Source organism: Bradyrhizobium sp. WYCCWR 13022 (genome assembly GCF_030435535.1).
Taxonomy (GTDB): Bacteria; Pseudomonadota; Alphaproteobacteria; order Rhizobiales; family Xanthobacteraceae; genus Bradyrhizobium.
Genome location: NZ_JAUIZJ010000010.1, coordinates 704,888 through 722,445 on the forward strand (window position 1 = coordinate 704,888; position 17,558 = coordinate 722,445).

Annotated in this window: 14 protein-coding genes, 1 tRNA gene and 2 pseudogenes; 6 read left to right on the plus strand and 11 right to left on the minus strand. The window is 61.4% G+C overall.

Translation table 11 applies throughout. The annotated features are described in order from the left end of the window. Positions 1–89 precede the first annotated feature (89 nt). The 3 genes from QY049_RS19010 (at position 90) to QY049_RS19020 (ending at position 2,151) form a co-directional block, all read left to right on the plus strand. Complete coding sequence (locus QY049_RS19010; RefSeq protein ID WP_258765877.1) at positions 90–1,091, plus strand: TRAP transporter substrate-binding protein; 1,002 nt, start codon at positions 90–92, stop codon at positions 1,089–1,091. Between the two features lie 226 nt (positions 1,092–1,317). After that, positions 1,318–1,908: a Spy/CpxP family protein refolding chaperone gene (locus QY049_RS19015; RefSeq protein ID WP_301269837.1), complete on the plus strand. Its 591-nt coding sequence runs from the start codon at positions 1,318–1,320 to the stop codon at positions 1,906–1,908. 167 nt (positions 1,909–2,075) lie between these two features. Next, a tRNA-Lys gene (locus QY049_RS19020) sits at positions 2,076–2,151 on the plus strand. 188 nt (positions 2,152–2,339) lie between these two features. Here QY049_RS19020 and QY049_RS19025 read toward each other — a convergent pair. After that, on the minus strand, positions 2,340–3,854 hold the full coding sequence (locus QY049_RS19025) for a DUF2235 domain-containing protein (RefSeq protein WP_301269838.1): 1,515 nt from the start codon (positions 3,852–3,854) through the stop codon (positions 2,340–2,342). Between the two features lie 395 nt (positions 3,855–4,249). Between QY049_RS19025 and QY049_RS19030 the strand changes: the two genes are divergently transcribed. The 3 genes and pseudogenes from QY049_RS19030 to QY049_RS19040 all read left to right on the plus strand — a co-directional run bounded on the left by QY049_RS19030 (position 4,250) and on the right by QY049_RS19040 (position 6,934). After that, positions 4,250–4,450, plus strand: a complete 201-nt coding sequence (locus QY049_RS19030; RefSeq protein ID WP_027533616.1) for a hypothetical protein — start codon at positions 4,250–4,252, stop codon at positions 4,448–4,450. A 359-nt stretch (positions 4,451–4,809) separates the two neighbouring features. Continuing rightward, positions 4,810–5,510: pseudogene (locus QY049_RS19035) on the plus strand (IS5 family transposase). A 74-nt stretch (positions 5,511–5,584) separates the two neighbouring features. Continuing rightward, complete coding sequence (locus QY049_RS19040; RefSeq protein WP_301269839.1) at positions 5,585–6,934, plus strand: IS701 family transposase; 1,350 nt, start codon at positions 5,585–5,587, stop codon at positions 6,932–6,934. A gap of 39 nt (positions 6,935–6,973) precedes the next feature. Here the strand turns inward: QY049_RS19040 and QY049_RS19045 are convergent. The 10 genes and pseudogenes from QY049_RS19045 to QY049_RS19090 form a co-directional block, all read right to left on the minus strand. Next, positions 6,974–7,084 (minus strand): annotated as a pseudogene (locus QY049_RS19045) (transposase); the annotation flags it as partial. A 242-nt stretch (positions 7,085–7,326) separates the two neighbouring features. After that, positions 7,327–8,289 carry a DUF4432 family protein gene (locus tag QY049_RS19050; protein ID WP_258765881.1) on the minus strand — a complete coding sequence of 321 codons (963 nt, stop codon included), beginning with the start codon at positions 8,287–8,289 and terminating at the stop codon, positions 7,327–7,329. Then, complete coding sequence (locus tag QY049_RS19055) at positions 8,289–9,824, minus strand: sulfatase (protein ID WP_194480800.1); 1,536 nt, start codon at positions 9,822–9,824, stop codon at positions 8,289–8,291. Before QY049_RS19055 ends, QY049_RS19050 begins: the two co-directional genes overlap by 1 nt. Before the next feature lie 24 nt (positions 9,825–9,848). Beyond that, a complete protein-coding gene (locus QY049_RS19060; RefSeq protein ID WP_258765883.1) occupies positions 9,849–10,679 on the minus strand; it encodes a carbohydrate ABC transporter permease in 831 nt (276 codons plus the stop codon). Continuing rightward, positions 10,676–11,650, minus strand: a complete 975-nt coding sequence (locus QY049_RS19065; RefSeq protein WP_301269840.1) for a carbohydrate ABC transporter permease — start codon at positions 11,648–11,650, stop codon at positions 10,676–10,678. Before QY049_RS19065 ends, QY049_RS19060 begins: the two co-directional genes overlap by 4 nt. A 5-nt stretch (positions 11,651–11,655) precedes the next feature. Continuing rightward, a complete protein-coding gene (locus QY049_RS19070; protein ID WP_301269841.1) occupies positions 11,656–13,014 on the minus strand; it encodes an extracellular solute-binding protein in 1,359 nt (452 codons plus the stop codon). Positions 13,015–13,123: 109 nt separating this feature from the next. After that, complete coding sequence (locus QY049_RS19075; protein WP_194480814.1) at positions 13,124–14,044, minus strand: LysR family transcriptional regulator; 921 nt, start codon at positions 14,042–14,044, stop codon at positions 13,124–13,126. Between the two features lie 436 nt (positions 14,045–14,480). Further along, positions 14,481–15,107, minus strand: a complete 627-nt coding sequence (locus tag QY049_RS19080) for an FMN-dependent NADH-azoreductase (RefSeq protein WP_194480816.1) — start codon at positions 15,105–15,107, stop codon at positions 14,481–14,483. A 3-nt stretch (positions 15,108–15,110) separates the two neighbouring features. Further along, positions 15,111–16,688, minus strand: coding sequence for an isochorismatase family protein (locus QY049_RS19085; protein ID WP_301269842.1), 1,578 nt, complete (start codon positions 16,686–16,688; stop codon positions 15,111–15,113). A 20-nt stretch (positions 16,689–16,708) separates the two neighbouring features. Beyond that, positions 16,709–17,557 (minus strand): MBL fold metallo-hydrolase, encoded by an 849-nt coding sequence (locus tag QY049_RS19090; protein ID WP_057758792.1) that lies wholly within the window; start codon positions 17,555–17,557, stop codon positions 16,709–16,711. Position 17,558 lies beyond the last annotated feature (1 nt).

Sequence of the window (17,558 nt, forward strand, 5' to 3'; positions counted from 1 at the left end):
CGGCTCGATGCGTGAGCCGCTATTGATGCTCCCGGCTCGAGGACAGGCCGCCCGCATGGGGCGGCCCAAGAGAATAACAGGGAGAGAATATGCGCACCTTCGCGATCGCGGCATCCGTCGCGGCATTGGTATTGGGTCTCGCCGGCCCCGCCAGCGCCGACCCGATCATCATCAAGTTCAGCCACGTCGTCGCGACCGACACGCCGAAGGGCAAGGCGTCCGAGAAGTTCAAGGAACTCGCCGAGAAGTACACGGGCGGCAAGGTCAAGGTCGAGGTCTATCCGAACTCGACGCTCTACAAGGACAAGGAAGAGCTCGAGGCGCTGCAGCTCGGCAGCGTGCAGATGCTGGCGCCGTCCAACTCGAAGTTCGGCCCGCTCGGCATCCGCGAGTTCGAGGTCTTCGACCTGCCCTACATCCTCCCCGATCTGAAGACGTTGCGGAAGGTGACCGAAGGCCCCCTTGGCGCGCGGCTGCTCAAGCTGCTCGAGCCGAAGGGCATCACGGGCCTCGCCTATTGGGACAACGGCTTCAAGCAGATGAGTGCCAACAAGAAGCTCGTCACGCCGGCCGACTACCAGGGCCTCAAGTTCCGCATCCAGTCCTCGCGTGTGCTCCAGGCCCAGTTCAAGGCGCTCGGCTCGCTGCCGCAGGTGATGGCGTTCTCGGAAGTCTACCAGGCGCTGCAGACCGGCGTCGTCGACGGCCAGGAGAACACCTGGTCGAACATCTATACCCAGAAGATGCACGAGGTGCAGAAGTACATCACCGAGACCAATCACGGTTACATCGGCTACGTCGTGATCGTGAACAAGAAGTTCTGGGACGGCCTGCCGGCCGACATCCGCGACCAGCTGTCGAAGGCGATGAAGGAAGCGACCGATTTCAACAACGCGCAGTCGCAGAAGGAGAACGACGACGCGCTCGCCGAGATCAAGAAGAGCGGCAAGAGCGAGATCATCAAGCTCACGCCGGAGCAGGACGAGGCGATGCGCAAGGCGATGGAGCCGGTCTACAAGGACGCGGCGAGCCGCGTCGGCCAGCCGCTGATCGACGAATTCCAGAAGGAAGCCAAGAGCACGATGAACTGAGTGCACGACGAACGAGGCTCGACGCGATCTCGCTTGAACGAATGATGAATGAAAGGCTTCCGTGCGGATCGCACGGAAGCCTTTGTTGCGAACGATTTCCGATTGCGGCTGAATTAAAATTCATGGCCGTTACATCTTCGTAAGAGCGCTCTCTCTGTCCAAGTTGTAAGTTGCACCTTGGCCTTGCGACGCCCATCTTCAGGACATCCTTCCAGAGGAGGTTCTTATGAGGAAGTTCACCATCGCCGCCATCGCCGTGCTCAGCATCGCCGGCTCGGGCGCGGTCTATGCCCAATATCACCGCCCGTGGATGGAGCACTTCCACCACATGCGCATGAACCCGGAAGATCGCGCCGCCATGGTCGACGCGCGGATCGCCGCCGTCCATGCCGGGCTGAAGCTCAACGCCGATCAGGAGAAGCTGTGGCCGCCGGTCGAGGCCGCGGTGCGCGACTTCGCCAAGCTGCGGATCGACCGCGCCAATGCCCGGATGAACGCAGGTCCCGGCGACAACGACGCCGGCAAGCCGGATGATCCGGTCGCCCGCCTGCGCCAGCGCGCCGACGACATGGGCGCAACCTCCGCGGCGCTGAAGAACATCGCTGACGCCGCCGACCCGCTCTACAAGACCCTCGATGACGGCCAGAAGCGGCGCCTTGCCCTGCTGACCCGCCACCGCGGTCCGTTCGGCGGCGGCGAGGACGGACCGCGCCACCACTTCATGGAGCGGGGCATGGGCCGCATGATGGAGCGTGGCATGGACCACTTCCGGGGCGGCGACCGCGATGGTGGCCCCGACCGGGAAGGGCGTCTTTGAGCGCACCGGGATTCCCCGGATATTAACCTCTGAGAAGCCGCTGGAATCCAGCGGCTTTTCGCGTTTCCAGGGCTGTAGAAGAACCTTGGAAAACATGCGTCACATCGCTTGCCATACCCGGATCGCTTTGCTAAACGACCGGCCTCGCAAGGCATTGACCGCCTTTCGGGCGCATAGCTCAGTTGGTAGAGCAGCTGACTCTTAATCAGCGGGTCCCAGGTTCGAGCCCTGGTGCGCCCACCAAACAAATCAAGACCTTAGCGACAGAAACCGTTTGAGAGAGCCGAACTAAAACGGTTTTTCAAACGGTGATTTTGGCGGTCGATCGGCGGATCCACTCGCGGCATTGTGATCTACTTTGCTCGGCCGGGCGCAAGCGAAGCCGACTCGAGGGCCGCCCGACAGAACCGCTTTTCAATGCGCTATCTGGGTCAGAGCCGCCCGACATAGCCGGCATTTTCCCACTTCTGTTCTATATCATCGGCGACGCATTGGGGCAGCTGCGCCGCGCTCCCATCGAAATAGTGCTTAAAGTCGACGTGAACCCTCATGTTGTCCGGCCGGTAAGCCGCCATGCGGTCATAGAGGAGAACTGATCCTGCCTCGAAGCGCTGATAGACTGATTTGTGCATCGGCGATTTTGATTCCCCACTCTCAATATCGGTAGGAAGATCGCGTACGCCGGCCTTGAGGAAGCCGCCCGCCTGCTCGTTGTGCTGGGGACCCGCGGGATTGGGCGACAGCCGCAGAACACTGCCGTCGTGTTTCAGGCCGCCCGGGATGAGCGAGGCTCCGGCGAGCAGCCAGTTGAGGGCGACGTCCGAGAGCCGCGCCTCATTCTCGAGATAGCCGCCGCCGACATCGGCGTGCACGCCCGGAAACCAGACCTGTTCGAAATAGAGGTTGCCGTGCGCGTCGCGTACGTCCTGCTTCTCGGCCGTGGGCGACCAGCCAACGCGCTTGAAGTCGGCGCGGTTCTCGTCAATCGAGATCGCATGCTTGGCGTAACCGACATTGGGATTCAGCGTCGTGTCGTAGAATTTGTGCTTCGGCGGGGCGAAATGCACGGTCTGGAGGCGCTTCAAGATTCCATAGCCGGGCAAGGACGGCGCGATCTTCAGATAGTTCTTGAGAAAGACAATCAGGGCTGTGGCGATGCCGAGGTAACTCAGAAGCCAGGCCCCCCATCCCGCCCATGGAACGACCGGCTGAAGGAAGCCACCGAGCCAGTGCAGCCCGATCAGCAGCGCAATGCCGGAGGTCACGAGCGTAGTGCCAAGATATTTGTGGCCGAGGGCGGCGACCGTATCAAACACGCCGATGAAGTATGGAAACACGTTCGCCCGCTCGGCGCCGTCGATGGTGGTTGTGCTACCGTACTTCTGTCTGAATTGTGCGGCGATCGCGTCCCGGGTCTTCAACAGAAACTGCCGGTACCCAAGAGTCTTGCGCGAGTAGGATGGGCAGAATTGATAGACATCCTTGACGGCGTGCTCGGCCAGCTTGTGGATGCTCTTTGGATCGCGGCGCAGCGGCGAGCCATCGGGCATATGGCGCGGGACGCCGCAATAGGTCATGACGCCGGCAACCGATCGCACAGTGTAGGCCCCGCGGCTGAAACCGATCAGGAAGACGCGGTCGCCTTCCTCATAAAGGGCAATGATCGCGGCGTAGCAATCAACGATGTTCCGGGTGATCCCCAGGCCCGTCGCCATGCTGGCGAGGTTGTAGAGCCAGCGCATCCAGCCAATCTTGAAATGACCGCCGTCCGACGCCGAACCAAGGCCGGCATCGTAGAAGGCGACCTGTTCGGATGGTTCGACCTTCGTGTCCGGACCGACACGGCAGGCGCGGTAGAGCTTGTAAACGTTCGTCCGCGCTTCGTCGAAATTGATGCCGCCGGCCTGGCCTGTACCGTCGGAAAAGATCACAATATTCTTCGCCATTGCACACCATTCCCCCAAAGTGCGCCAAAGGCCAGTCTATATCATAGATTGCAGGCGCCGACATGTGAGCTGGCCCACTTGCGCACAGCCGACGGGTAGCATGGTCGCCGCATTTTGAGTCCGGCGACGAGGCGCATCTATTGCTGGCCGCGTTCCCAACATCGCCGGCACCACGATAAAGTTAGGAATGGGCCTTACATCGGTCAGGTTACTCCAAGTTGAATTTTTGGCCGACCATGAGCTGCCGCAACAATTCGATAGGTCGGGCAAATTCCCTGCAATACTGACGTCACGAGAGGTCCACGGATCGTACCAGCGTATAGAGTCAACGGATGGAGAGTTGCGACTCAATGCGGCTGTGGTAGTACGCCCACTCTCGAATCGAGGAGCTAAAAGTGGCGAAGAAGGCAAAGAAGACGGCTACGAAGAAGAAAACTGTGCGTCGCGAATACACAAAGGCTGACGTGAAAGAGCTGCGCGCTCATTCGAAAGCGAAGACGCCGGTTGCAAAAATCGCGAAGCTCACAAAGCGCTCCGAAGGCTCACTCCGCCAAAAGGCGCTCAAGCTGGGAATCCGGCTCGGTCACCAGCGCTAGAGGCGGTATCATGACGCTCTTCAATAGAGTGTTCTCGACCAGAACGTTGTTGCAAATCATCTGCGTGCTCGTCGTTGTTGTCGCAATGAAGTTGCTGAGCGCTCACTATGACTTCAGCTGGACAACTGCAGTTGGCGGTTGACTAGAGGAACATCTTGGAAGGTTGCAGGAAAGAAGCCCATCTGAACGCCGCATGATTAGCGATTTGATCGCGTTTTTTGCGCTCCGGCTGGGTCGTTTCTGGTGCGAAGCCGGTGCGGTAACGCCTGCTCGCGCAGATGAGCCGGGCTTGACACCTGTAAGCTCTCGAAGGACTGTTCTGGCTCAACGACGAGCAATGGGCTCTGATAAGCCCACATCTGCCAACGAACCAGACCGGCCCGGCGCGCGATGATGATCGACGTATCATCAGCGGCATCATTCACATGCTTCAGTGCGGTGCGCGCTGGCGCGATTGCCCGCCCGATTATGGCCCGTACACGACGATCTACAATCGTTTCAATCGCTGGGCTAAGCGCGGACATTGGCAGGCGATCTTTGAAGCGCTCGCCCGCTGTGGCAAGGACAGCGTGACTTTGTCCATCGACTCCACCACGATCAAAGCGCATCGCTCGGCGAGCGGCGGAAAAGGGGGGAGCATGAACAGGCGATCGGCCGCTCGCGCGGTGGGCGGACCACGAAAATCCACGCGCTGAGCGCCCCTGATTGCAGACCTTGCGCATTTCATCTCACTCCGGGGCAAGCCGCAGATATTGCCGCAGGACCGGCCCTTTTGAAGCTCGCGCCGCCCATGTCTAGCCTTATCGGGGACAAAGGCTACGACGGCGACGGCTTTCGGGCCGAAATCGTCGATCGCGGCGCGAAGCCCGTCATTCCAAACAAATCCAACAGGGTGGTCCTCCACAGCTTCAGCAAACATGCCTACAAAGGACGCAATGTCATCGAGCGCTGTTTCTGCCGGCTCAAGGATTTCAGGCGTGTCGCTACTCGGTATGACAAACTCGCCAGGAACTTCTTAGCCGCCGTCCACGCCGCCATCGTCGCCTACTGGATCAATTGAGTCTGAACCCTAGCACTACTTTGGCAGATTGTTGATTTTGCCGCGTTTTATAGGATTCCCGAATCAATTTTTCAATGATTCATGGGTGGTCGGCTCTTGGAGGGCTGACCATGCCGGGATGGGAAGACGAACTCGAACGCTGGCTGATGCCGTTCTTGGACCGGCTGGGTCATAAGACCCGGCAGCGGATGTGTCCTCTGTATGTTGCGGGATTGATCGGTCCTGGCGATCGCAAGAGCGTTCAGCCGATGGCGGAGCGCCTTGCCACGAGCAACTACGACCAGTTGCACCATTTCATTGCGGACGGTGTCTGGAACGCGACGCCGCTGGAGACGGAGCTGCTCAACCAGGCGGACCGACTTGTCGGCGGCAGGGATGCGGTGCTGGTTATTGATGACACGTCACTGCCGAAGAAGGGTGAGCGATCGGTCGGTGTTGCGGCTCAATACGCGTCGGCTCTCGGTAAAACTGCAAATTGCCAAACGCTGGTGTCTTTAACGCTTGCGCGCGGCGAAGTGCCAGTGATGGTCGCGTTACGTCTCTTTCTGCCTGACGGCTGGACAAGCGACATGCCCCGGTTGAAGCGCGCTCGCGTGCCAGTCGAACACCGAACGCCACGGTCCAAGCCGGAGATCGCTTTGGCCGAGATTGACCGCGCGATGGCAGCCAACATACGCTTTGGATGCGTGCTGGCGGACGCAGGATACGGCCTCAGCGCACCGTTTCGACAAGGGCTAACAGAGCGCGGGCTGGCCTGGGCGGTCGGTATCCCTCGGCACCAGAAAGTGTATCCGGTCGATGTGAAGCTCATTTGGCCGATCACCAAAGTCCGCGGCAAGCCACGAAAGCACCACGTGCCCGATATCTTATCGATTGCGGCAGAACAAATGTTGGCCAGCGCCAAATGGAAAACCGTGAGTTGGCGTAGCGGGACGAAAGGTCGGCTCAAAGCCCGATTTGCTGCTCTCCGTGTCCGGACTGCCGACGGCCCTCCGCAGCGGATATGGGATAAAGGTCAGCAGCATCTCCCAGGCGACGAAGCCTGGCTCATTGGCGAGCAACGTGCCTCCGGGGAGAAGAAATACTATCTCGCCAATCTTCCGGCGACGACGGATCTGCGCACGCTGGCCGCCACCATCAAGGCACGGTGGATTTGTGAGCAGGCGCATCAACAGTTGAAGGAGGAGCTTGGACTTGATCACTTCGAAGGGCGATCATGGCAAGGTCTTCATCGCCACGCCCTTATGACAATGATTGCCTACGCCTTCCTGCAACATCGTCGCCTCGCATACGCGGGGCGGAAAAAAAAGAATCAACGGGCCTCCGCCTCAACCAACCATGCCCGCCGTACGTCACGCCATCGTCGATCTCATCCTTCGGCCGCCGCCTCAGCAGTGCCCGTATTGCCGAAAGCAAATCCTTGAAAAACAGCGGCGAAAACACATTCTGCCAAAGTAGTGCTAGATCGTCGCTTCGGAGATTCCGTGCTTGCGAGCCAGATCGGCCGTCTGCGCCCCGCCTTCATGCTCCTTCACCGCGAAAATCTGCTCCTCCGTAAACCTTGCTCGCTTCATCTGTCCGTCGTTCTTCAGGCCGGACTCTAGCCCCTTGTGAAGAAAATACGCAGTGGCAGGTCAAGGTCAGCCGGAGATTTGCTGGCATGTCGATCCCTGGCCTTTGGTGAACAAGATTGAGGTCTGAATTAAGCCAGCGCCGCTGAGGTCCAGCAGCTCGTTTGTGTCCGGCGTTTCGGTTTCTATGAACGGGCAGTGAATCCAGCTAACCGCGTCTTGGCCCCCATCATCGTGGGAGCAGCTCAAAGCAAGCACTCTCGTTGGGATTTCATCTCAAACTCGATGTCCAAGAAGTAGGCGCGACTCTCGCCTGGCATGAGCACCGCTTCGGTTCCATTCACCTTGGCGCTTGTGCAGGGCTCGATCGCAAGCACACAAGCATGTGGCCGCAAATCGTGCCAAAGCTGAAGATGTGGAAGGGTGCTGGCATCGAATTTGATGGCGATCTCTAGCGTCATGTCGTTGTTCAACGGTGTTGCCAGCTTGCAAGTCGCGGAGGTGTCTTCATCGCCAGCGGGAAAGCTGACGGACTCCGACAATAACGAGACATCAGGCAGTGCCTTGACCTCCAGCAGACGCCGCGAGCCAAGGGTCACGGATGATCCCGGCGCGAGAGCGGGGTAGCCAAAATTGAAGTGATAAAGGCTCGCTTGCGGCGTGGGATCGTTTGAAAGGTTGGTCACCTCGTCGCGAATTCGCAAGAGGTTGCCGCCAATTGGCGCCTCAAGCCGGCGCCTGACGCGCAACGCTTCGCCGCCAAACCGAAACTGCATGACCTCGCCCTGGCAGAACAGCACAGGCTCAGACCGGTTCCAGTCTTCGCCCTGGGCGGTCACACGCGCCGGCGTGAACGGCAGCCGGCCGTGCATAGGATGACCAGCAATGGGTTGTCGAAAATGGTCGAGGCCACACGTGACGAGGAATCCGGAATTGGTGCGGCTGTAGCCGCGCCCGTCTTCTTCCTCCGGATGGTGCAGATGCGGGCTGCGGAAGCCGGCCATGCTCTGCCAGGCCACCGGCATGCCCCTCCACCACAGCGGTCCGATGTCGAGCGACCGGTCGGCGAGCGCCCAGAAATCGAGGCCACCTCCGTTGGAGAAGGCGAGCGCGGCCACGCCGCGCTCCACGCCGTCATCGAGCACGACGCGCCGGACGCTCGCGAACTGCCTGAGATCGCCGACCTTGGCGCGCAGCTCCCCGGCCATCACGATACCTCGCGTTGGGCTGCCGGTCCCGGCAAGTCGAGCCTGCCGAAAGCTTCGGGCGGCGCCTCGTTGGCCGCCATCAGACGCGCCATCAGCGCGACAAGGCGCGCCTCCTGTGCTCCGTTCTTCACGGGCTGCTGCTGGCCTGGATCCTTCGCAAGATCATACAGCCGCGTGTCGTTCTCAAGCAGCGCGCCCGGGCCGTAATTGAGATACATCGGCGAGCGCTCGATCACGGGGACCTTGAGCAGCTTTGCGCCCTTGGTGAATGGGAAGCCGTCCGACAGCGATGCGCCAGCGAGTTCCTCAGGCAGGAAGGGCGAGCGGATGTGCGTCGGCATCACCGTGTACTGGAAGATCTCCTGCGTCTTCAGATCGGCGGGAAAGCGATGATAAGTATAGTGGCCATCGGTGATGTTCACGGCGCCGCCGAAATACCCGAACAGCGCCGCCTCCCGTAACGGCTGGGCGGAACGCGCAGCCTTCAGGATCGAGTGCCCCTCCATCTCGGGCGGCGGCGCCACGTCGAAGAGATCGAGGAATGTCGGCGCGAGATCGATGGACTGGGTGAGGACTCCGCTTCGCGCGCCGGGTTGCGGGCGCCGCGGATCGTGCACGAACAATGGAATGTGCACGATCTCTTCGTAAAGGTTCATGCGGTTCTTGGCCCAGAAATCGTGCTCGCCGAGCAGGAACCCGTGGTCGGTGGTGACGACGAGGGCGGTATCCTTCCACATGTCGCGGCGGTCGAAATCGTCGAGCAACTGCCCGAGCAGGAAGTCGCACATCGACACCACGGCGTAATAGTTTGCGCGCAATTCCTCGCATTCGGCCGGGAGCTCGTCGACCCGGCCATAGCGCGGCCAGTCGCGGATCGGACCATTCCAGCCGCTGTCGAACGGCGCCTTGAACCGGGCCGGCGCGTGGAACGGCTCATGCGGATCGAAGGTCTCGAGCTGGAGCAACCAGTTGTCGGCGTCGTAATTGCGGTCGAGGAAGTCGAAGGCGTGCGCGAAGCACTGCACCGACGGAAAGTCCTTCTCCTCCTTGATGAACTCGCGGTTGATGATGTTCTGCGAGTGGTACTTGCGCCGGTCGGTGGTGAACTGGCGCGCGTGATACATCTCGCGCAGCCGCTCCCAATGCGGCTGCACCATCGCCTTCCAGGGATCGCCTTCCTGGCCGCGCACGAACTCATAACTGTCGTAGCGATTGTGATAGGTCGCGCCGCCGTCCTCCCAATAATGGAAGTGATCGGTGATGAGGTGACTATAGATGCCGGCGTGATGCAAGAGCTCCGGCATCGCGTTGTCGAACGGCTCGAGCGGGCCCCAGCTTCGGTGCAGAAAGCTGAGCCGGCCGGTGAGGAGATCGCGCCGCGCCGGCATGCAAGGCAGGCTGCCGACATAATGGCGATCGAAGGTCAGCGTCTTCGCGGCGAGGCGATCGAAGTTCGGTGTCGGAATTCGCTTGCCGCCATAGGCGCCGAGCAGATGGCGGTTGAGGGAATCAAAGAGAACGAAGACCGTCTTCATGGCATTTCCTTCGTTGGTCGCGTCTTATTTCACGGCGCCTTGCGTGAGCCCCGCCACGATGTAGCGCTGGCCGATGATGAGCAGCACGAGTGCGGGCAGGATCGACAGCGCGGCGGCGGCCGCCATCTGCGTGTAGAGAATCTCGTAGTCCTGGGCGAATTTAGCGATCGCGACCGGCACGGTTGCGGTCTGCTTCATGGTCAGCGTCAGCGCGACGCCGAAATCGTTCCAGCTGAACACGAAGGTCAGAATGCCGGTCGCAGCGAGGCCTGGCGCGATGATCGGCAGGACGATCCGCCACAGCAGGACCGGCGTCGTGGCGCCGTCCAGCCGGGCGGCCTCCTCGAGTTCGACCGGCACGTCGCGCACGAATACGCCCATCAGCCACAGCGCCATCGGCAAGTTGAGCACGGTATGCGCGAGCACCACGGCGCTCAGCGTGTTGTCGAGGCCGACCGTGCGCATGATGGTGAACCAGGCGCTCGCCAGCGCCAGCGGCGGGAACATGTGAAACACCAGCGCCCAGCCGAGGAAGATGTGCACGAACCAGCGCGGCCAGGACATCCGGTTGAGCGACCAAGCGGCGAGCGTGGCGGCGACGAGGCAGATCAGCGTGCTGAGCGTGCCGACGACGAGCGAGTTGCGGTAATTGACGAGGAAGTCCGAGGTCTTGGAAAACAGCACCTCGTTGAAGTTCTTCAGGACCGGCGTGAACCAGAACGCGCTTGACAGCAGCGAGATCTGGGTGCGGAATCCGGCAGCGACGACCCAGACCACGGGGATGAGCACAAGCAGGGCCGCGGCGATCAGCAGCGCATGAACGATCAAAGAGCCTGCTCTCGGAGGCGTCGTCATTTCGCAGCCCCCATCCGTCCGCGCGCCGCAAAAGCGGCCGACAACAGAATGCAGGTCATGAAGATGATCGCGACCGACATCGCCGAACCATATCCGGTCTGGTCCTCTCGGAAGAAGCGCTGGTAGAGCGTGAAGCTCATGACCTGGGTCGACGTGCCCGGCCCGCCGCCTGTCAGCAAATAGACCTCGTCGAAGACCTTGAACGCAAGCACGAGGCGGAAGGCGAAGGTCACCATGATGGTCGGCAGCATCATCGGCAGCGTGACATATGTCAGCTCCTGCCAGCCGCTGGCTCCGTCGATCTTGGCGGCTTCGTAGACATTCTGGGGCAGCGATTGCAGGCCTGCCAGAAACAGCAGGAAGCAGAACGGTGTCCAGTGCCAGATGTCGACGAAGATCACCGAAGCCAGGGCCGTGTTGGGCGAGCCGAGCCAGTTGAGGGGATCGATACCGACTAGCGCGATGGCCTGGTTGACCAGGCCGAAATCGAAATTGAGCAGAAGTTTCCAGATCGCGCCGACGACGATGCCGGGAACCAGGATCGGCAGGATGAAGATGGTGCGATAGAGCAAGCGACCACGTGTAACGCCGGTGCAGAGCAGCGCGAGCACAAAGCCGCATAGCATCTGCCCGCCGACGGCAAACACCGCGAACAGAATGGTGTTGAGAATGCCGGCGCGGAACAGCGTGTCGCCGGCAAGCGCGCGGTAGTTGTTCAGGCCCGCGGCGGCGAAGCTCGAATGGCCGCCGCTCCAGCTCACGGTGAAGAAGCTCGTCGCGAACAGATTGACCAGCGGCAGCACGCTGAGTGCCAGCAACAGCAGCAATGCCGGCGACAATGTCAGCCAGCGCCACAGCCGCTCGTCGAGGCCGCGCTGGAAATCAGCCGCCGTCGGCTGCCCCGCCGAAGCGGATGGTTCTGCCATCACCGCGCCGATTTGCGCGGTGGCGCTCGCGGTAGGCTTCATCATTGGCCTCAGGGCAATGCGGGCAGCTTGCCGGTATTGTAGCTGTGCTTCGACATCACGCCAAAGATCTGCTCGGCCATGCTGTTGAGAGCCTGCACCGACGTGGCATTGCCGGCGACGGCCTGATTGAGGCCGAGTTCGAGGATCGAGATCACCTCGCTCGCTTGCGGGAACTGGTAGATGTTGACCGCGTGCGGCAGGGCCTCGCCGAGCGGCTTCATCCAGCGGTAGCGGCGCTCCTGCGCGATCGGGTCGCGAGAGCTCGCCGCACTGACGGGAATGCCGCCGACCTTGGTATAGGCGAGCTGGGCCTCCTTGGTCTGGAACCAGCGCAGGAATTCGAGCGCGCTGCGCTTGCGATCATCGGGCACGTTGCGTGCGATGCCGCCCAGCCAATGGCCGAGGCCGGGACCGGTCGAGAAGCCCTCCGCATGCGGAGTGACCGCGAACTCCACCTTGTTGACCACGGCGGATTTGTCGGGATCGTCCATCTGCGACCATGCCGAGACCACCACACTGATGTGCGCGGCCTTGCCGGTCAGCATGTTCTGGATCACCTCGGCCTGGTCGAGGGAGGCGGTCTGCGGATGGCCGGCTTCCTTGGCGAGCCGCAAGTAATAGTCGAGCGCGGTGCGACCGGCCTCGTTGTTGAGCGTGACGGTATAGTCGCCGGCCGCCTGGTTCTTGAAGATGCCGCCGCCGAAGCCGTAGAGATAGGGATAGAAGTCGTAGCTGACGGAGGCCGGGCCGCGGGCGCCGCGCTGGACAATGCCATAGCGGCTCGGCGGCTTGTGCAGCTTCCTGGCATTGGCCTCGAGCTCGGCAAACGTCTCCGGCGCCTTCAGTCCCGCTTCCTTGTAGAGATCGCCGCGATAATAAAGCAGCGGGATCAGCGGCGAGATCGGCACCGACATCAGCTTGCCGGAGGCCGACATCGTCTTCTTGTCGGCATCGAAATAGACGGTGTTGTCGAGCGTGTATACATCAGGATCGAGCTTGAAGGACGGATCGATCGCGGCGATCGGCTCGACGAAACCGCCGAAATACATTTCGGCGACCCATCCGGAATTCATGATCAGCAAGTCGTACTGGCCGTTCGCGGCACGCACGGAGTTGCGCTGCTTCTCCAGCGATCCCGCAAAGGGATTGACGTCGAGCTCGACGTGGTTGCCGGTTTCCTTCTCGTAGAGCTCGACCGTCTTGCGGAAGCTGTTGAACCAGGGCGACTGGTTGATCACGATGGTCATCGGCGCGACCTTGGCCGCCGCCGCGTATCGCCACGGCGCAGCGAACCCCAGCGCAGCCGCGCCACCTGCACCCACGACCTGACGGCGCGTCAGGCCACGCTTCCCGCTCTGTCCTGGCATCTCAATCCTCCCCGCGTTTCGGCCGATTCCGGCTCTCTATCGGGGCCAAGCAAAACAGGATTCAGGTATTCTTACAAAGAGATAATTGTGCCACTGACATAGATAAAAGCTATGGCTTCCCTTTGCGGCTCGCTATCTCCGCAGCGCAGACTGCCTTGAGCGCCTCGATGATCCCCGCGGCCGCCGGCGAGACGAAGCCGTCCTTGCGCGTGATGATGCCGGCATCCCGCGTCAGTGCAAGTTCGGGAACATTGAGCATCACGAGGCCATCGCCTTCAGGTGTTTGCAGCGTTTTCGACACGGTGGTTGCGAGCGCGTCGGACTGTCGAAGTACGTTGAGCTGAAGCGCCACCGATCCGCTTTCGAGTACACTCGAGGGCGGCGGGAGATCATTGGCGACAAATAGCGAGTCGAGCCGTCGATGAGCCCGAGTCGCATGTGGTGGCTTGATCCAGGGATACTGCAAAAGATCGCTCATTCTGACTCGCCGGCGTCGGGTCAGCGGATGACCGCGGCGGCAACAGACACCGAGCCGATCGGATGTCAGTGTCAGAGTCTCGAACTCCCGCTGGTCCTCGATCGATGGGATTTCTGCGACCACGAAGTCGAGCTCACCTTGCCTCAGCGCGCGAAGCAGCGACTCGTCGAAGCCGGCCTCAACACGGACCCGAATTGACGGATATGCCGAGACCGTGCGCGCAAGCGCTGCCGGAAGATACCGACGCAACCATGTCGGGCCGGCACCGATCACCACGGTCCCGACCGCACCGGAACGCTGAGCGGCAATCTCGTGACCAGCATCTTTGATCTGAACATGTACGGCCTCAGCGTGGCGTAGCAACGTAGTCCCGAACGATGTCAGTGCAACGCCGCGTGGTAAGCGCTCGAACAGCTTCACGCCAAGCTGCTCTTCCAGCAGCTTGATGCTTTTGGTTAGTGTCGGCTGCGCGATGCTCAGATCGGCTGCAGCAAGAGAGATGCTCTTACGCTCTGCCACACGCAGGAAGTATTCGAGCTGCCGTAGGTCCATTCACTCCTCGTACTCCGAACGAGGCCTTGCCTTCAACAATTACCTCACCTGAGAAAGAAGTTCTTCCGCGAAGCGAGGCGCTCTAGCACGAATGAGTTGATTCAGGATATTCAAGCGGGAAACCCATCAGAGCATTGCAGCCTCGATTCCAGAGCCAAGCGGGCGGGCCTGAGGTCGCCAAGGCGGACCATCAGCCGTTCTCGGCGTCTGCTCGATGCTCAGGATATGACATTGAGCTGCTGCCGGTTTGATGGACGTTAGGTTAAGCTAATCCCACCTTGCGCTCGTTTAAAGGGCCGATTGCCATGCCGGGATCAACGCTTACTCCGCGTTCAGCGCGCCTGGCCTGATACGCGGCCAGTATGTTGGACCTAGCGGGAATTGGCCGTAGCTATTCGCTCTACTCGCGATGGCGTACAGCGCGACGAACCAATCATCAGAATCGTCTGGCGATCTCCTCTAGTCGGCGATACGCCACCTCGCGAGCGGCGCGCAGCGACTCGGCCGGCCCCGTGGTTGGTCCGATCGGTACGAAGCGCACGTCGGTGACGCCGATGAAGCGGAGTGCCTCGCGCAGATAGGGCGTCGCCATGTCAATGCGACCGCGGTTCATGCCGGTGGCAAAGTCGCTGCCGGAGGCGAGGATCACGATGGTCGGGCGGTCCTTGAGCAGCGGAATGTAGCCCTGCGCCGGGTCGAAGCGGAACGTCAGGCCGGGCTGGATGATGATGTCGAACCATTGCTTCAGCTTGTAGGGGATGGCGAAATTCCACATGGGCGTCGAGATCAGCACGCGGTCGGCCAGCGAGAAGCGCGTCGCAATTCGTTCGGCCTCAGCGAAATTGTTGCGCTGGGCGTCGTTGAAGGTCTCCGCCCTCATGCGCGCATATTTGGCCTCGACGATGGGACCGGCGAATTCCGGCATCCGTTCCTGCCAAAGATCGACGACGTCGATGTCCCAATCGGGGCGGGCCTTGCGAAAGCCGTTAAGAAAGATGCGCGCACCGGCGCTCGACTCGGAATCGACGCGCGGCGAGCAGGAGAGGTGCAAGAGCTTTGCCACCGCTCATCCCAGCGCTCTGATGACGGCATCCGCGCGCGTGACCACGGCGACGTTCTGCATGGCAAAGTTGATCGAGGCCGAGTGCCAGTCCGCATTCATGGTCGAGCAGCAATCCTCCGGCACGATCATGAAATAGCCCTTGTCGGCGCCGGTGCGGGCGGTGTGTTCGATCGACATGTTGGTCCAGGCACCGGTGTTGATGATCATGTCGCGGCCAGTGGCTTTTAGGATCGTCTCCAGCTTGGTGCCTTCCCAAGCACTCATCCGCATCTTCTCGACCACGTAGTCGCCGGGCCGCGGCTCGAGGCCTGACACCGGCGCAGCGCCCCAGCTGCCGCGCACCATCGCCTTGCTGTCGACCAGCCCTTCGAACAGCGGCGCGTTCAGCGTCACACCAGGCGCACCGGGCTCGACCACGAACCAGACGTGGATGATGGCAACGCCGCGCGACCGCGCGGTCTCCGCCAGGCGCCGGACGTTCTCGACCACATGCTGCTGCTTGGCGTGGCCTGGCGCACCGGAGTCAGCGAAGGCGCCGCCATCCATGATGACGTCGTTCTGGAGATCCTGGATGATCATGGCGCAGCGCTTCGGATCGAGGCGCAACTCGCCATCAGCTAGGATCGGTGGAGTGGCGGCAGAGGCTGTGCTCGTGGCTCCCCCGCTGCTGCGCCTGCCGCTCATATAGGGCTCGTGTCGCGGTCCGGTCCTGGTTGTGATGGCATAGACTGAATGCGTGGAGGTCAAATAGAGCGTGCGGAAATCAGCTCCACCCCAGGCAAGGTTGGCGACCAACTCCGGCACGCGAACTTTTCCGAGCTGCTCGCCGCGCGGCGAATAGACCCAGACGCCGCCGGGCGCTGTGACCCAGACATTGCCGTGCTGATCGCATTTCATGCCGTCGGGGACGCCCGCCTCGAGCTCGGAGCGGATGCCGCTCGCGAATACGCGTGCGTTTGCCAGCATCCCGTCGGCGTTGACGTCGAACACGCGGATCAGCGCCTGCGCGGTGTCATTGACATAGAGTAGTCTTTCGTCGGGCGAGAAGCACAGCCCGTTCGGCTGTTCGAACAAGCTTCTGTCGACCACCAGCTTCGGTTCGCCGCCGGGCACGACGCGATAGACGCCTTGGAAGCCGAGCTGGCGCGGCCGCTCGACGCCATAGACCGGCATCCGGCCATACCAAGGGTCGGAGAAATAGATCGCACCTGAGGAGTGCACGCAGACGTCGTTTGGACTGTTGAGCTCCTGTCCGCCAAAGTGCGAGGCGAGCACCTCGCGCCGCCCATCCGGCCGTTCGCGGATCAGCGACGACGTCGCGTGCTCGCAGACGATCAAATTGAGCTCGGCATCGTAGGTCATGCCGTTGCATTTGTTCGACGGACGCTTGACCTCGGCAACGCCGCGCCGCGCATCCCAGCGTCGGCGTACATCGCCCGGCATGTCCGAGAACAGAAGGTAGTGATCGACGGGATGCCAGATCGGTCCTTCCGTGAACTCAAAGCCTGTGCCGACCTGGGCAACGGGTGCGTAGGGGTCGATCAGGGTCTCGAATTCAGAACGTAAGGTGACGTGTGTCATCGGACGATCCTCACATCATGCTAGGCCGGGAACCAGTTGCGAGCGGGCAGGGACTGCACGATCGGTCCGGGGACCTGGTCGTGCAGCCGGCCCACGACATTGCCGCCTTCGATCTTGGCGGGGCGGTCGTGCACCGGCAACAGATAGCGCGAGTTGCTGAGCAGCTTCTTGATCGCAGCCTTCTCGGCACGCTTGCTGGTGCCGTGGTTACCCGTGGTGCGCGGCTCCCAGTCATGGATCTCGTGGAAGGGCGTGACGATCTGGTCGTTGAAATCGTAAATCACGTCGCCGCAGATGGTGGCGATGCCGTCCGCGGTCTCGACGATGATGTTCATCGAGCCCTCGGTGTGGGCATTGGCGGCGTCACAATAGACACCCGGCATCAGCTCGATCGGGCCGGTGATCTCCAGGTCGAGGAAGCGCAGCGCGCTCTTGGTGTGCAGACGGTCGATCAAATGTTTGATGTCGGGCGCCGGATATTGCGGGTGCATCAGGCCGGAGACGGAATATTCCAGCTCCTTGCGGTTGAGAACGACAGTCGTATTCATCGGGAACAGATCGTCCTTGCCCGCATGATCGATGTGCAGATGGGTGTGGCAGACGAAGCGCACGTCGCCCATGCGCACGCCGTGGCGGGCGAGCTGGTTCTCGATCATGTGTTCGTGGTACTGCAGCCCCCGCATGCCCAGCGTCTCCATGATCTGATTGGAGCGATAGCCGGTGTCGACCACGACAGGATATTTGCCGCCGAGAATCAGAAAGCCCAGCGTGAGGACGCGGCGGGTGCGGCCGCAGTCGCGACCGAGCACCAGGAAGCTCGATTCCAGCTCGATATCGCCGTAGTCCAGGATCTTGATCTCCAGCGCCATT

Excerpts from the sequence above, each read along its gene's own strand:
- QY049_RS19010 (WP_258765877.1), top strand. The coding sequence starts at position 90 with ATGCGCACCTTCGCGATCGCGGCATCCGTCGCGGCATTGGTATTGGGT.
- QY049_RS19015 (WP_301269837.1), top strand. The coding sequence starts at position 1,318 with ATGAGGAAGTTCACCATCGCCGCCATCGCCGTGCTCAGCATCGCCGGC.
- QY049_RS19025 (WP_301269838.1), bottom strand. The coding sequence starts at position 3,854 with ATGGCGAAGAATATTGTGATCTTTTCCGACGGTACAGGCCAGGCCGGC.
- QY049_RS19040 (WP_301269839.1), top strand. The coding sequence starts at position 5,585 with ATGATTCATGGGTGGTCGGCTCTTGGAGGGCTGACCATGCCGGGATGG.
- QY049_RS19050 (WP_258765881.1), bottom strand. The coding sequence starts at position 8,289 with ATGGCCGGGGAGCTGCGCGCCAAGGTCGGCGATCTCAGGCAGTTCGCG.
- QY049_RS19055 (WP_194480800.1), bottom strand. The coding sequence starts at position 9,824 with ATGAAGACGGTCTTCGTTCTCTTTGATTCCCTCAACCGCCATCTGCTC.
- QY049_RS19060 (WP_258765883.1), bottom strand. The coding sequence starts at position 10,679 with ATGACGACGCCTCCGAGAGCAGGCTCTTTGATCGTTCATGCGCTGCTG.
- QY049_RS19065 (WP_301269840.1), bottom strand. The coding sequence starts at position 11,650 with ATGATGAAGCCTACCGCGAGCGCCACCGCGCAAATCGGCGCGGTGATG.
- QY049_RS19070 (WP_301269841.1), bottom strand. The coding sequence starts at position 13,014 with ATGCCAGGACAGAGCGGGAAGCGTGGCCTGACGCGCCGTCAGGTCGTG.
- QY049_RS19075 (WP_194480814.1), bottom strand. The coding sequence starts at position 14,044 with ATGGACCTACGGCAGCTCGAATACTTCCTGCGTGTGGCAGAGCGTAAG.
- QY049_RS19085 (WP_301269842.1), bottom strand. The coding sequence starts at position 16,688 with ATGACACACGTCACCTTACGTTCTGAATTCGAGACCCTGATCGACCCC.
- QY049_RS19090 (WP_057758792.1), bottom strand. The coding sequence starts at position 17,557 with ATGGCGCTGGAGATCAAGATCCTGGACTACGGCGATATCGAGCTGGAA.